Origin of the sequence: Moorella thermoacetica (genome assembly GCF_001267405.1) — a bacterium.
Taxonomy (GTDB): domain Bacteria; phylum Bacillota; class DSM-521; order Neomoorellales; family Neomoorellaceae; genus Neomoorella; species Neomoorella thermoacetica.
This window is the reverse complement of the sequence record NZ_CP012369.1, coordinates 630763-644998: the sequence shown is the minus strand read 5'-3', so window position 1 is coordinate 644998 and position 14236 is coordinate 630763. Positions and strand designations below refer to the sequence as shown.

16 protein-coding genes are annotated in these 14236 nt (G+C 57.2%); 3 read left to right on the top strand and 13 right to left on the bottom strand.

Translation table 11 applies throughout. The features are described 5' to 3' along the window. The first annotated feature begins 121 nt into the window (after positions 1-121). The gene (locus MOTHE_RS03205) at positions 122-730 is read left to right on the top strand and encodes a DedA family protein (protein ID WP_236683277.1); all 609 of its coding nucleotides are present in this window, start codon (positions 122-124) and stop codon (positions 728-730) included. Here the strand turns inward: MOTHE_RS03205 and MOTHE_RS03200 are convergent. From MOTHE_RS03200 to MOTHE_RS03175, 6 genes are all read right to left on the bottom strand, one after another. After that, positions 686-1990 carry an S-layer homology domain-containing protein gene (locus tag MOTHE_RS03200; RefSeq protein ID WP_053094665.1) on the bottom strand — a complete coding sequence of 435 codons (1305 nt, stop codon included), beginning with the start codon at positions 1988-1990 and terminating at the stop codon, positions 686-688. The two genes, MOTHE_RS03205 and MOTHE_RS03200, sit on opposite strands and share 45 nt — an antisense overlap. Positions 1991-2234: 244 nt before the next feature. Then, positions 2235-2513 carry a PspA-associated protein PspAA gene (pspAA, locus tag MOTHE_RS03195; RefSeq protein WP_011392238.1) on the bottom strand — a complete coding sequence of 93 codons (279 nt, stop codon included), beginning with the start codon at positions 2511-2513 and terminating at the stop codon, positions 2235-2237. Next, positions 2510-3211 (bottom strand): PspA/IM30 family protein, encoded by a 702-nt coding sequence (locus MOTHE_RS03190; protein WP_011392237.1) that lies wholly within the window; start codon positions 3209-3211, stop codon positions 2510-2512. The genes pspAA and MOTHE_RS03190 overlap by 4 nt, the downstream gene beginning before the upstream one ends. A 21-nt stretch (positions 3212-3232) precedes the next feature. Next, the gene (gene pspAB, locus MOTHE_RS03185; protein ID WP_053094664.1) at positions 3233-3805 is read right to left on the bottom strand and encodes a PspA-associated protein PspAB; all 573 of its coding nucleotides are present in this window, start codon (positions 3803-3805) and stop codon (positions 3233-3235) included. After that, a complete protein-coding gene (gene htpX, locus MOTHE_RS03180) occupies positions 3802-4701 on the bottom strand; it encodes a zinc metalloprotease HtpX (protein ID WP_011392235.1) in 900 nt (299 codons plus the stop codon). Before htpX ends, pspAB begins: the two co-directional genes overlap by 4 nt. A 47-nt stretch (positions 4702-4748) precedes the next feature. Next, positions 4749-4979, bottom strand: coding sequence for an SHOCT domain-containing protein (locus MOTHE_RS03175; protein ID WP_011392234.1), 231 nt, complete (start codon positions 4977-4979; stop codon positions 4749-4751). A gap of 311 nt (positions 4980-5290) precedes the next feature. Between MOTHE_RS03175 and MOTHE_RS03170 the strand changes: the two genes are divergently transcribed. Next, complete coding sequence (locus tag MOTHE_RS03170) at positions 5291-5533, top strand: DUF1540 domain-containing protein (protein WP_025774132.1); 243 nt, start codon at positions 5291-5293, stop codon at positions 5531-5533. Positions 5534-5827: 294 nt separating this feature from the next. Next, positions 5828-6784: a S66 peptidase family protein gene (locus tag MOTHE_RS03165; RefSeq protein WP_011392232.1), complete on the top strand. Its 957-nt coding sequence runs from the start codon at positions 5828-5830 to the stop codon at positions 6782-6784. Between the two features lie 182 nt (positions 6785-6966). Here the strand turns inward: MOTHE_RS03165 and MOTHE_RS03160 are convergent, their stop codons facing one another. The 7 genes from MOTHE_RS03160 to mtnP all read right to left on the bottom strand — a co-directional run bounded on the left by MOTHE_RS03160 (position 6967) and on the right by mtnP (position 13986). Continuing rightward, complete coding sequence (locus MOTHE_RS03160) at positions 6967-8151, bottom strand: YgeY family selenium metabolism-linked hydrolase (protein ID WP_053094663.1); 1185 nt, start codon at positions 8149-8151, stop codon at positions 6967-6969. A gap of 78 nt (positions 8152-8229) precedes the next feature. Beyond that, positions 8230-8406, bottom strand: a complete 177-nt coding sequence (locus tag MOTHE_RS13235) for a hypothetical protein (RefSeq protein ID WP_155767719.1) — start codon at positions 8404-8406, stop codon at positions 8230-8232. A 121-nt stretch (positions 8407-8527) separates the two neighbouring features. After that, on the bottom strand, positions 8528-9316 hold the full coding sequence (locus MOTHE_RS03155) for a QueT transporter family protein (protein WP_011392230.1): 789 nt from the start codon (positions 9314-9316) through the stop codon (positions 8528-8530). 102 nt (positions 9317-9418) lie between these two features. Next, positions 9419-10198 carry an energy-coupling factor transporter transmembrane component T family protein gene (locus MOTHE_RS03150; protein WP_011392229.1) on the bottom strand — a complete coding sequence of 260 codons (780 nt, stop codon included), beginning with the start codon at positions 10196-10198 and terminating at the stop codon, positions 9419-9421. After that, complete coding sequence (locus MOTHE_RS03145; protein WP_053094662.1) at positions 10195-11901, bottom strand: ABC transporter ATP-binding protein; 1707 nt, start codon at positions 11899-11901, stop codon at positions 10195-10197. The genes MOTHE_RS03150 and MOTHE_RS03145 overlap by 4 nt, the downstream gene beginning before the upstream one ends. 28 nt (positions 11902-11929) lie before the next feature. Then, on the bottom strand, positions 11930-13183 hold the full coding sequence (locus MOTHE_RS03140; protein WP_011392227.1) for an adenosylhomocysteinase: 1254 nt from the start codon (positions 13181-13183) through the stop codon (positions 11930-11932). A 20-nt stretch (positions 13184-13203) separates the two neighbouring features. After that, a complete protein-coding gene (mtnP, locus tag MOTHE_RS03135) occupies positions 13204-13986 on the bottom strand; it encodes an S-methyl-5'-thioadenosine phosphorylase (RefSeq protein ID WP_011392226.1) in 783 nt (260 codons plus the stop codon). Positions 13987-14236: the final 250 nt, after the last annotated feature.

The window sequence follows — 14236 nt, the reverse complement described above, 5'->3', positions numbered from 1 at the left end:
CTAGGAAGAGGGCAAAGCTGGTCAAATCCCGGCCATTTGTTTTTAATTAAATTTTTAGTGTTCCCGGTAAAGAAAGCCTGATATAATTAACCGGGAATAGATTTTGCGAGGAGGTACAGGAGTGTCGAGTTTGCTTGCCCCGTTGTTTGAATTCATCACCAGCGCTATCGCCAGCTTCGGTTATCCGGGCATAGCAGTGGCCATGGCCCTGGAGAGTGCCTGCATCCCCCTGCCAAGTGAGGTTATCCTGCCCTTCGGCGGTTACCTGGTCAGTACAGGGTCCCTGGGCTTCTGGGGAACCGTCCTGGCCGGCACCATCGGCGGTACTATCGGCTCTATAGTCGCTTATTTCGTGGGGCTGCGGGGAGGCCGGCCCTTCTTGCGGAAGTACGGCCATTATGTTTTTTTCTCCGAAAAAGAATTCGCCGTAGCCGAGAAGTGGTTTAACCGCTACGGCGAGGCCACTGTTTTCTTTACCAGGCTAATGTCCGTTATTCGCACCTTTATCTCCCTGCCGGCGGGTATCGCCGCCATGCCCTTCGGCCGCTTCGTGGTTTATACCTTCCTGGGCTCACTGCCCTGGTCCATCCTCCTAGTCTTTGTCGGCCGGCAGCTGGGGGCCAACTGGGAAGCCCTGAGTCCCATTTTCCATCGCTTCGACTTAATTATAGTCGCCGGTCTGATCCTACTGGTTTTCTTTTACTGGCGCCGCCACCGCAGCCGCCGGTAACTCTATTTTAAAATCGTCAAAGTTGTAGTCCTTCCCCTGAAAACGGGCCTCCATGGCGGCCATAACTGCCGGTTGCCCGCCGGGGGCAGGCTCAAAGGCCATCACCAGGTTAAGGTCGATCTTTACCGGCAGCAGGCTCTCCGAATCGAGGTAAATAACGCCCCAGTAAGACAGGGAGCGGATAAGTTTACCCGGCTGGCTGAAATAATCGTCCACGCTGCCGCTGAAAACCTGGAGCGGCAGGAGGTCACCGGGGGCCCCGGGGTTATTTTGCCGGGCATAAAAGCTGACCCCCACCACGTGCCGGCCTGCAATCTCCCTTTCCCCCAGGAGGTGGTAATGCAGGAAGGGAAAAATGCCGGCCGGCAAGCCCAGGTTCTGCTGCTGGCGCAACAAAAGGCTAACATCAGGGGCGAAAGATAGACGTTGCCATTCGCCGGTTTCCCTTCCACTGCCTGTCACCCGGCGGTAGAGGTACCCACCTGAGACAAATTGCTCGATGGTCATCTCCTGCTTTTTTTCCAGGTGCAGGGTCACCAGCTGGTGCATCTTTCCTGTCATACTAACCTCATTCAGAACGTCGCCATAAATCACCATGCGGTCCAATTCGGCAGTAGTTGGTAACCCCGGCCGGTTATAGAACTGCAGGCTAACTGTCCCTCTGACGCGGATGGCCTCTTTACCTGCCAGGACCTGGCGGCACCGGGCCAAAAGGTTTCCCGCCCTGGTTTCGGAACCGAAGACTGCCGCCAGCCACCTGGCCGCTTCCGCCGGGCTCATGGGTGCGAGGGGTTCGCCGGGAGGCAACAACCCTTGCTGCTGAAAAAAGGCGTACTGGCTAAGGCCATAAGGTATCTCCCCAGGCAAGGGATTATCTTCCCGCCCGCCGATCTCGTTGGGTAATCCCATGGCCCTGGCGGTAAGGATTACCGCTTCCAGGGAGGTGATCGGTTGCTCCGGCCGCAGGGTGCCGTTGGGATAACCCTGGATAATCCCCTGTTGCCACAGAGCCCGCAGCGCCGGGGTGTACCAGCTTTCCGGTGGCACATCCACGGGCAGCTCGCCGGTTTCGGCATCGCCCTTAATCCCGGCAGCAACCGCCAGCATGACCGCAAAACCGCCCTGGGTCAATTCCGTTGCCTGCCCAGCTCCCGGCGGCAGCAGGGCCAGGAGTTCGCCGGCGGTGGGGCCGGCCCAGGCCGTGCCCCAGGGCAGGAACATAAAAAATAGGATCAGCCCCGTCAAGCTTACTTTGCGCATCTTTCTCCTCCCCCTATCAAAGACTTATTCCTGGTTGGTCTCACCTTTCCTTGCTCCCCAGCCCTCGTCTAAGTATGCGATCGAGGGCCGGAAGCTTTTATAACTTACTTTCTATTTTATAGATATAATACCATAATATCCCATATGTAACCACTAAAAAACAGGTTACCCGTCCAGGGATAACCTGTTTTTGTTTACTAATACACAACCGTTGCACAACCGCCAGTATCGTTATCCGGGCGCGTCAACCCAGATGGCGGGGATAATCGGCAAAAAGGCCCCGGGCTTCTTCAAAGGTCGTATCCGGCGGGGGGAGGATGAGGTCCGATTCCACGAGTTCGGTGTCGGGAACCCGGTTGCCCCGGCCCCGGATCAGGCCTAGAACCTCCCGGAAGCTATCTTCATACTCTTGCCTGTTACCGGCCGCCAGGGCGTCCAGGAGGCGGTCATCCAGCCGGTCCAGATCTGCCAGGGCCTGGCCTTCCAGGCGGTACTGACCTTCCGTCAGAATACGGATTATCAAGCTTTACCCACCTCTTTTTTTAAACGTTCCAGATCTTCCTGCACCCTGCTCCTGGCAGTCGCTTTCTTTAGTTCGGCCTCCAGGGGATCTCCTGTTTCCAGGGCGTCCTCCAGGACACCGGAATCTACCAGTTCATCGATGGCCGCAGCCCGGGCGCGCATGCTCTCCGTCTTTTCCTCGGCCCTCTGGATAGCCAGGGAGACGTCGGCCAGTTCTTCCGACAGGCCGGTGACGGCTTCTCCGATCTTCACCTGGGCCTGGGCGGCGGAATACTGAGCCTTCAGGACCTCCTTTTTCGTCCTGAAGGCATCTACCTTGGCCTGGAGTTTGGCCTCAACTGACGCCAGCTTCTCCTGCTCGGCCTCCAGGCCTTTGACCTGTTCCTCCAATCCATCGAGCTGCTGCTGGATGGCGGCTTTGCGTTCCAGGGCGGAGGTGGCCAGGTCTTCCCGTCCCAGTTGCAAGGCTTGACGTGCCTGGTCTTCCAATTTCTGCAGGTTGTCCTTTAGCTTTACGGCCTGTAACTCCAGTCGTTTTTTGGAAGCGACCACATCCGCCAGGTTGCGCTTGACGTTTTGCAGCATCTCCAGCTGGCGCTGGTAGGAATACTCCAGGGTTTCCTGGGGGTTTTCCGCCTGATCAAGGATCTTGTTCATTTTCGCTTTAAAAATGGTTGACATGCGCGAGAGGATGCCCATACCTAAAACTCCTTTCGTGGTTTATACCGGGCAGCCCCAGAGGGGGTACCAGCGGCTAAAATCCTTTTCCCAGGGAAGCTCTTTTTCCATGAGGGCAGCCAGGCGCATTTCCTGGGCGTTATCACGTTCTTTGTCCTTGCCGGCCAGGGGGATGAAAGGGTAAAAGGCTCCCCGCTTATAGTTAAAGATCAGGTATAAAACCTGCTTATCCTTCTCTAATTTAAAAACTGCTGCCAGGAGGCGATCCCCGGCCCCCTTTTCTTTAAGATTCTGGCCGGCCATATGGGCCAGGGCTACCAGATCTTCCCAATCCTGGTCAGAAAATATTAGCCACTGGTACCCGTATTCATCCCTTTGGTTTTCCACATGGCCCTTCATTTCCCGGGCTGCCAGGGCCACCAGTTCCCCGGTTTCTTCCTGGGCCCGGGCGTAAAAACTATCCTCGGTCGGCCGCAGGACCACCCCGGCCCGGCCGCCGGAATGCCAGCCCAGGTCGTCCTCCAGGCTAATAATAGCTGTACTCAGGGCAAAGAGGGGTTCTGTCCGGGCGGGTGGCACCCTGGTACGCCCCAGGAGGGCATCCAGCAAGCTCACCGCCGTTCCTCCATTTCTTGCTCCAGCCGCCGCAGGTAGGCCAGGCGCCGCTCCAGGGACGGATGCGTGGAAAAGAGTTCCATGATGCTGTTGCCGTTCAGGGCCGGGATGATAAAGAAAGCGTTAAAAGCCTCGGCCTGGCGCAGGTCCCGGGTGGGAATGCGAGCCATGCTGCCGCTAATTTTCACCAGGGCGGAGGCCAATTGTCCCGGTGACCCGGTAAGAATGGCCGAACCCCGGTCGGCTGCAAACTCCCGGTAACGGGACAGGGCACGGATCAGGAAATAGCTTACCAGCCATACTACCAGGGACGCCAGGTAAACCAGCATTATATTGTTACGCTCGTCTCGATCGCGACCGCCCCCAAAGGCTCCGCCCCAGTAGAAGAAGTTCTGGACGATGAAGGAAGCTACGGTGGCGAAAAAGCTGGCCAGGGTCAGCACGGTCATGTCCCGGTTTTTAACGTGGGTCAGCTCGTGACCAAGGACTGCCTCCAGCTCAGATGGGGTTAGACGCTCCATGAGCCCCGTTGTCACGGCCACTACGGCGTTGGCCGGGTTGCGGCCGGTGGCAAAGGCGTTGGGCATAGGGGTGGGGACAATGGCTACCCTTGGCTTGGGCAAATCCGCCAGGGCGGCCAGCCTCTCCACCAGAGCGTGGAGTTCCGGAGCCTCCCGGGGCGATACTTCCTTAGCACCCATGGACCAGAGGACCATCCGGTCGGAAAAGTAGTACTGAACCCCCAGCATAATAGCTACAAAGACAATGATCCCCGTATAGCTGACGCCGGCCTGCCATAAAACGGCCAGGAAAAAGAGATACAGGGCTGCCAGGAGGAACATGGTCAGGAACATTCGTGCCGTTAAACCGGCATCACTACCGAGTTGCCGTCGCATAGCGACTACCCTCCCCCGACATAAATCCAGGCTGTGTTACCCTATCACTACTCCTTGAGCTCATCGCGCATGCGGTGGTACTCCTCAGCGGTAATTTCACCCCTTGCATACCTTTCCTTAATAATTCCTAAGGGATCGGGACGCATGGGCGATTGCCCGTCACGGCGGTTAAACAGGCTTACCAGTCCGTATACCGCCAGGACGATAATGCCAATTAGTATCGCCCACCAAACGAGCATCCACACGCCCATACCCCAATTATAATATCCCCACATCATACATCATAACCTCCATAGCCATATTTGGCAAGTTTAACCTCGTCAGTGCGCTTAAAACCCACCGGGGCCTGATTTGCCTGCTTCCAGGCCTCGAGAAGCCCCCGGCAGGCCCAATCCTACCCCCGGCCTGTACATTATCTTACGAAGATCTTAATTTAGCTCCCCCTCTATTGTCAAGGAACTTCACTAAAACTTCAAAAATAGTATTCCCACTACCCTGAGATTTTCTCATGCTAAAGGTGCGCATAAAAGGCTTATTACCGGGGGATATTTTTTTTAGGGATGAAAAATTTTTATGGAGGTGCCATTTCATGCCTAAGATTAGCTGCAGTGTTAACAACTGCCATTACTGGTCCAGTGGCAACGTCTGTGATGCTTCCCAGATTCTTGTTACTTCTGATTCTATGAGCAAATCCCAGGCCCAGAATGTCGATGCCCCCATGGCGGGGAGTATTTCAGCTACGCCCGTAAACTCGTCGGCTGAAACCTGCTGCAAAACCTTTGTTGCCAAGGGTTCGGCCCAGAAGACCGACGATGGAGTTACTCGCCAGTAATCAGGTCACCAGGGTTTCATGAATTATGTTCCCCGGCGGCAGGCAAGACCTGCCGCTTTTCTTTTACCCGGGGTGCAGCATATATATTTACCTGAGAGCCCCCCGCTAACCGCCACCAGGGAGCTACCCCGGGCTACTTAAACGGCGCCCTAAGCCGCCCGCAATTGCCGGCCGGTATTTGTTGCAGGAAGGGACTCGGCCGAGCAGCATAGCGGTCCAGGAAGGCCGGGGAGCGAAGGCGAGGCCATCGGTGATGGAGATAAGCATCGAAAAAGACCCGGACGGAGGGAGTTCATGGAGAAATTAAAGCTGATCCTCAAACCGCCGGCCCTCAAAAAAGGCGCTACCATCGGCATCATAGCCCCGGCCAGTCCCCTGGCGCAGCCGGAATACCTGGAACGGGGCCTGGAGTTCTGGCGCAGCCGGGGCTACCGGGTCCGTACCGGTAGGCATATAAGTAAAGCCGCCGGCTACCTGGCCGGGAATGATGCCGATCGCCTGGCCGACCTGCACTGGATGTTCCGGGACCTGGAAATAGGGGCCATAATTTGCCTCCGGGGCGGTTACGGCAGCCTCAGGCTCCTGGCCGGCCTCGACTATGATCTTGTCCTCTCTCATCCGAAGATCCTGTTAGGCTACAGCGACATTACCGCCTTACATTTGGCCTTCAACAAAATCGCGGGGCTGGTTACTTTTCACGGGCCCATGATCTACCCCGAGCTGGGCGGCCCGGTCCCGGACCCTTATACCGAAAAAGCCCTCTTTCGTACCCTGGCAACAACCGCACCCCTGGGTACCATACCCCCGGCTCCGGAGTTGCCAGCTCCGGTGAGCATTATTCCCGGGCAGGCCGAAGGGACGGTTACCGGCGGCAACCTCTCCCTGGTTACGGCAACTCTGGGTACGACCTTTGAAATCGATACCCGTGGCAGAATCCTTTTCCTGGAAGAAGTAGACGAAGCCCCCTATCGCCTGGACCGGATGCTCACCCAGTTGCAGCTGGCCGGCAAGCTGGAGGAGGCGGCCGGGATTGTCTTCGGTTATTGTACCCGGTGCGACGATAACCGCCAGGGATTAACTGCCCTGGAAGTCATCACCGCCCGGCTCAAGCCCCTGGGCCGACCCTGTTTCTACGGCCTCCCGGCCGGCCATGTCAAACCCCAGGCCACCCTGCCCCTTGGCATCCGTGCCCGCCTGGATGCCACGGCCTGTACCCTTACCTACCTGGAAGCAGCGACGGCGCCGATCTAAAACCGGCGCCGTCTTTCAGGGGAGGAAGTGTCCTATTAGCGAAAGGAAAACCATCACTCCAATCACAGCTATGGTCATTACAATGGCGGTACTCCTGGTCATCTTTTCCCCTCCCGGCCAGTAACCTGTTATTCACCGCGCCTATAATTTAAGACGCCGCCGGCTGGGAAAAAGTTCCCGTTTTAAGGAGCCAGGAGGGCGCCGGCCAGGGCGTAATAACCCGTTGCCGCGGCCCAGAGCTGTTCCAGCTCAATGTATTCATCAACCACATGGGCCAGTTCTTCCCGGGAAGGACCAAAGCCGATGGTGGGCACCCCGGCTTCGCCGGCGTAAAAGCTACCGTTGGTGCAGAAGGAGTAATGGCTTAAAGCCGGCTGCAGGCCGGCAGCCCGCAGGCCGGCCAGGGCCCGGCGCACCAGTTCATGATCATCCGGCAGCAGCCATCCGGGATAAAAGCGCTCGCTGGCGAGGTGGGCGCCGGTATAGCACTTACCCTCACCCCGGGCGAAGGCGACCTCGGCCCGGAAACCGGGGCAAGATGCCGCCAGCTCATCGAGAACCTTACGAATGGGAGCCAGTACCCCCTCCCTGGTCTCTCCTACCAGCAGGCGGCGGTCGTAGGTAACCCGGCAGGTATCAGGAACCACCGAAGCTCCGGGATAAGGCGCGGAAATAATATCCGTCAGCTTTAGAATCCCAGGCCCCAGGACCGGATGCAGGGGCGGCTCCAGCTCCCGCAGGCGGCGGACCACCTCGACCATCTGGTAGACGGCATTATTCCCCGCCCCGGGGTTGGATGAATGGGCGGCACGGCCCCGGGTAGTGATGACGATCTCCGCCCGGCCCCGCTGGCCGCGCTTCAGGTTTAATTCCGAAGCCTCGCCGAGAACCACATAATCAGGCCTAACGGCCTTAAAAACCTCTCTGGCCGCCACCCCTTCAAAGCATTCCTCATGGACGGTGCCGGCCACCGCCAGGGTACCGGCGAAATCCCGCTCCCGGTCATGGGCAAAGTAACCGGCGGCGGCTACCATAGCCGCCAGGGCTCCTTTCATGTCGGAAGCGCCGCGGCCATAGAGCCTGCCGTCCTGCACCTCGCCGCCGATGGGATCATGGCGCCAGCCTTCCCCGGTGGCAGCAACAGTATCCATGTGACCGTCGAAGAGGAGGCAGGGACCTGGCCGCCGGCCGCGAATAATACCAATAACATTCCCCAGGCTGTCAATCCGCGCCTCGTCGTACCCAAACTCTTGCATCCGCTCCCGGATGGCCCTGGCCACCCATTTTTCTTTGCCGGAAAGGCTGGGTATCCTCAGCAACTGCCGCGCCAATTCCAGCACCTCACGGCGCCTGGCTTCTGTCAGCATAGTTAAATCCCCCTTGATTTACGGCCCCAGTTTCCGGCTTCATTATAGTACCCCTTAATAGTTAGCGGCAAGGTTCAGCTATAATTTTTTCAGGGAACCCGTTTGCAGATCCCGCAGGAATTTCTCCCTCTCGGCAGCGACTCCTTCCCCCTGCTGCATAATATTGCGCATGAACTGCTGCCTCTTTTGCTCCTGTTCTTCCCCCAGGAGTTCAGCTTCCCGGCGCCGGGCATCTATTTCCCGCTCCTTATCCATCCAGAACCTCCTTTCCTCCTGGCGTTTTTTTATATTGTTCCCCCGGATGCCGGGTAATGTACACGGGGCCAAATAAAAAAGAGGTGGAGTTCCTTAGCAACCCCACCCCTCTTTTTACCGGCTACTCTCCCTTTGAGGGAAAGGCCAGGGCCGAAGCCAGGAAGACAACGATGAAAGGAATTAGGCCCAAAATAACACCTGTACCTGTGTGACCTACACCAAAGCCGGCCAGTTTAGCCCCGTAGAGGCCGGTGGACAAGAGCAGGCCAACAATCAGTCCCCCCAGGCCGCCGATCCACATCAGGGCCAGGCCCAGGGTGGGCGACTTGACAGTGCTGATGTCTTCGGGGTCCATAACATCCGTCCAGATCAGGTCCCATTTCTTAATCCGGGGATAAAGGAGCAGGATTAAGGGCGGCCCCAGGAAGATAGGGACAATAACATTATTCAGGGTAATAATGGTGCCCAGGACGGCGAAGGGAAACATTCCCAGGACCTCCAGGCCCCAGGCGATGATCATGGCGCAGGTAGCCCCGCTCAAAATGACGGCCAAAACATAGTGAAAAAGGTCGCCACCGGATTTAATGGTGGGCTCCTTCTTCAGGGCCTGCCAGATCTTATAAATCACATAGCCTTCAAAAAGGTTACCGAAAAAGCCGAAAAAGCTGCCGGGACCCAGGGTACCGAAAAAGTCGCCGATCAGGTTGCCGATGGCCACGCCCCAGGCACCGGCGGGTCCGAAGAAAATAGGAAAGGTAGTAGCGATAATCTGGGCCGGACGAAATTCAGTAATGCCAGGGATAATCGGGATACCTTTAAAAGGAATTAAAAGGGCTGCAAAAATGGCTGCGGTGAGGGCGGTCATGGTGATCATCCGGGTGTTCTTCCACATGGTCCATAGCTCTTTCAATGCCTTTCTCCCCCTTCCGGAAAATTTTCCGCCGGCTTATCTCGCCAGCAACCAGCTGAGTAAACATCACCCCCCATTTATGTATGAGGCATCGCCTCCCTTTTATTTTATTAAACCACTTATTGACGTGAAACCGTTTATTTTAGCCCAGGCGTTAAGGATGGTTAAAACCACGAAAAAGACCAGAAAAAGGGTGTCAACCGGCTGCCATTTTAACTGCAGGTAAAAGGTCCTCCGGGGAGAGTTGCCAAAGCCCTTACTTTCCAGGGCCATAGCCAGGCTATCAGTATTGCGGATGGAAGAGAGGAAGATAGGCACCAGCAGGGGTACATATTTTTTAATCCTTTCCAGGAAGGAGCCGGAGTCAATATCCAGCCCCCGGGACCGCATGGCCTGGGATACTGTGGCCCCGGCGCCCACAAAGGTGGGCACCAGCCTGAGGGCGGTGGAAAAGACAAAGGCTACGGCAAAGGGGAGGCCGAGCTTGATTAGGCCCTGGGTAATCTCTTCATTTTTGGTAGTCGACAGGAAGATCAGCCCGGAGATAATCATGGCATCGATTTTGAGGCCGGTGGCCAGGCCGTACATGACCGATTCCCGGGTCACACGCCAGAACAGGGGCGTGGTCCCTTTAGCAAAAACAAACCACATCAGGGAGGAGAAAATGAAGATTAAAACCAGGATGGTTTTGATGCGGGCGATATTCCCCAGGGACCGGGCCAGCATACCGTAGATTAGAATTAAAAGCGTTGCTCCCGCCACCCATAAGGGGTGGTCATTGAGGAGGGGTATAGCGAAGGTGCAGATTAAAATCAAGATTTTAGCCCGGGGGTCCAGCCGGTGGACAATGGTGTCCTTGTCCAGGTATAAATAGAGATTCACTCTGCTCCCCCCTCGCGGCCTTCCAGGCAGGCCATTACTTCCTCCACGCTGAGGCAGGTAGCACCCAGGCGGTTGCTGAAACGAACGATCTGGGGCGGCTTTAAGAAGGCGGCTTCCAGTTCTTCTTCCCGGGCAAAGACCTCCCGCGTCGGGCCGTCCATTACCACCCGCCCATCCTTAACGACGATTACCCGGTGGGCATATTCGGCCGTGACCCACATGCTGTGGGTGACCATGATAATAGTATGACCCATGTCATTGAGCCGCCGGACTAACTCCATCATACCCCGCTGCTCTTTATAATCCAGGCCCGTCGTCGGTTCATCCAGGATGATCACCCGGGGTTTGGCCGCCAGGATCGAGGCTACGGCCACCCGCTGCCGCTGGCCTTTGGTCAAGGAAAAGGGGTCCTCCTCTTCCAAGCCAGCCAGTTCGACGGCCTGCAGGGCGTCCCTGACCCGCTCCTCAATCTCGGCCGGGGGCACGCCGTAGAGTTTGGGACCGTAGGCCACTTCTTCCTTTACAGTCCCGGCAAAGATCTGGTGATCCGGGTTCTGGAAGACATACCCCACCACGCGGCCGAATTTATCGATGCTTTCCGCCCGCGTATCCATCCCGGCTACCACCACTTCCCCGGCGGTCGGCCGGAGCAGGCCGTTGAAGTGCTTGACCAGGGTAGTCTTGCCGCTGCCGTTCTGCCCCAGGATGGCTACAAACTCACCCTGGCGGATAGTGAGATCTATGCCCTTCAGGGCTTCAAAATCTTTATCATAGCTATGGCGTAAGCCCTTGACTTCAATAATGGGTTCGCCGTATTTCCCCTCCCGGGCTGCCTGCTGGGCTTTAACCATGGACCGGTAACGCTCCTGGTTTAAGGCTAACCCCGCCCGCCGCCACGCCTCCAGGCCTTCCTCTACCGTCAAAGGCAGTTCTTTGAAACCCAGCCGGCCGAAGAGTTCGGCCATGTCCAGGGGTTTCACCGCGCAGCCGGCCAGGAGATCGCTCTGGCTCAGTATCTCCCTTGGCGTGCCCTGGGCCAGGATAGTCCCTTCCTTCATGAGGATAATGCGGTCGGCCTCCAGGGCCTCCTCCACCTCATGCTCGACAATAATCATGGACATATGTTTTTCCTGCCGCAGGGCGCTGGCGATGCTGAAAACCTCATACTTGCCTACAGGATCGAGATCGGTCGTCGGCTCATCCATGCAAATAATCTCCGGTTGGATGGAAAGCACCGAGGCTATAGCCAGGCGCTGTTTCTGGCCTCCGGAAAGGTTGGCCGGCTGCCGGTTTTCAAATCCCGTCAGGCGGACCTTTTGCAGGGCCTCCCGCACCCGTTCCTTGATTTCCTCCGGAGGAACATTGAAATTCTCCGGGCCGAAGGCGACCTCCAGTTCTATGCTGGTGGAGAAGAGCTGGGTTTCAAAATCCTGGAATACCAGGACCACCGTCCGAGCAAAGTGGCTGACCTTATGCCCCGCCGTTGGTGTACCTTTAATCTTTACCTCGCCTTTAAAAGCACCCTTTTTCAAATTGGGAACCAGGCCGTTTAAAGTCAGGCACAGGGTAGACTTACCGGCCCCGCTGTGACCCATAATGACGATAAATTCGCCGGGGTTAATATCCAGGTCGATCCCTTTAAGGGCCGGTTGGGTACCGCCTTTATAGGTAAATTCCAGGTTGCGGATTTCAATAAGGCTCATTGAGGATACCTCTTTTTTGGCGCGCCGCCTACTCGTGGCGCCAGCTGGCCAGGTAACGTTCCTGTTCTTCTGTCAGGGTATCGATCTCCACCCCCAGGGAGCGCAGGCGTAAGGACGCCACCCGGCGGTCGATTTCCTCAGTCACGGGAAGAACCCTGGCGGGCAGCTTGCCGGCGTTCTTTAACAGGTAATCCAGAGAGAGGGCCTGGAGGGCGAAGGTGAGGTCCATGATCTCCGCCGGGTGCCCGTCGGCTGCGGCGATATTCACCAGGCGCCCCTCGGCCAGGAGATAGATGCGCCGGCCGTCTTCCAGGACAAACTCCTCGATGTTGCGACGGGCCACCCGGTGGCTCCTGGCCATGGCCATCAGTTCCGGTTTATTTATTTCCACATCAAAATGACCGGCATTGGCGAGGATTGCCCCGTCCTTCATCACGGCGTAGTGCTCGCCGCGGATGACGTCCTTGCAGCCGGTAACGGTGACAAAGAAATCCCCGTACCTGGCCGCTTCCTTCATGGGCATAACCTGGAAGCCGTCCATAAGGGCCTCATTGGCGGCAATGGGGTTGACCTCGGTGACAATCACCCGGGCGCCCAGGCCTTTGGCCCGCATGGCCACCCCCTTACCGCACCAGCCGTAGCCGGCCACGACCACGGTTTTGCCGCAGACCGTCAAATTTGTATTGCGCATGATCCCGTCCCAGGTGGACTGGCCGGTGCCGTAGCGATTGTCAAAGAGGTGCTTGCAGTCGCCGTTGTTAACGGCGACCATGGGGAAGGCCAGGGCGCCCTCGGCTTCCATGGCCTTCAGGCGTAGAATCCCCGTAGTCGTTTCCTCGGCGCCGCCGATAATCTCCGGCAGGAGTTCCCGCCGGCCGGTATGGAGGAGATGGACCAGGTCGCCGCCGTCATCGATGACCAGCTGGGGCCTGGTGTCCAGGACTTTATTCAGGAAGGTGTTGTACTCCTCCGCCGTACAGCCGTGGCGGGCGTAAACGGTAACCCCCTGGCTGGCCAGCCCGGCACAAACGTCGTCCTGGGTGGAAAGGGGGTTGGAACCGCAGATGGCTACTTCCGCTCCCCCGGCCTTGATGACCAGGGCCAGGTAGGCGGTCTTGGCCTCCAGGTGCAGGCAGATGGCCACCCGCTTGCCGGCGAAGGGCCGGCGCTCTTCGAAGTCGCGACGAATTTCGTTTAAGATAGGCATGTTGTTGCGGACCCAGTCGATCTTCAACCGGCCTTCAGGGGCCAGGTTGGGATCGCGAATAATTGATGCTGGCATCGACGTTTCCTCCTTACCCTTTATACCTCAATCTTACCGGCGGCGAGGCTGCAGCGGCAGTTTCGCTGCCGGGGAATACCGGGTATAGCCTGCATAATGAGGTCGCGCAAGTTTTTGCCGTTCTGGTCCATGATCTCCAGGACTTCTTCGTGGCTTAAAGGAGTGGAGGAAATGCCGGCTGCCATGTTGGTGACCATGGCGATGAGGCCGTAGCAGAGCCCTACCTCATGGGCCAGCACTACCTCGGGAACATTGGTCATGCCCACCAGATCGCCGCCCAGCTGCCGGATCATTCGGATCTCGGCCGGGGTTTCAAAACGCGGCCCTTCGGTGCAGGCGTAAACGCCGCCGGCGTGGGCCTTGATGCCCAGACGGGCGGCTGTCTCCACCAGGACCTGGCCAAGCTCAGGGCAATAGGGGGTCGTGAAATCGGTATGGACTACCCCCGTCTCGCCCCCTTCGAAAAAGGTGTAAGTACGTGTTTTGGTAAAGTCCAGGAAGTCATTGACAATAACAAAATCCCCCGGCCGGAATTCCGGATTGGTGGAACCCACCGCGGCCGTGGCCAGGACCCGTTCTACTTTTAGCATCTTCAAGGCCCAGATATTGGCCCGGTAGTTAACCTTGTGGGGTGGCACGGTGTGCTTATCCCCGTGACGGGGCATGAACCCTATCTCTTCCCCATGGTAGGTGCCAACCTTGAGGACGGCGGCACCATAGGGCGTTTCCACCCTCTCTTCGTGGATGTTGGTGAGAATACCGGGGTCGTAAACCCCGGAACCGCCGATAATGGCTATCCGCACCAGTCATTCCTCCCTCTGGTCACAGACCTTCCCGACCTCTTATTTTGCAATTAAATTAAAACCCCTTTGTTTGCGGAACAGCTCTGTTCCTAAATAAGAGGCTTCTTTACCTCTTTATTTCGCATCATCGTGTATCTAAATGAACAAACTTTAAAGCCTAAATAAGGTTCACTTACCCCTACAGGTCATATCGACCGCGAAACATGCCTATCAGGAACCTTCGGCCTCCGAACCCAAAAACCATTGTTTT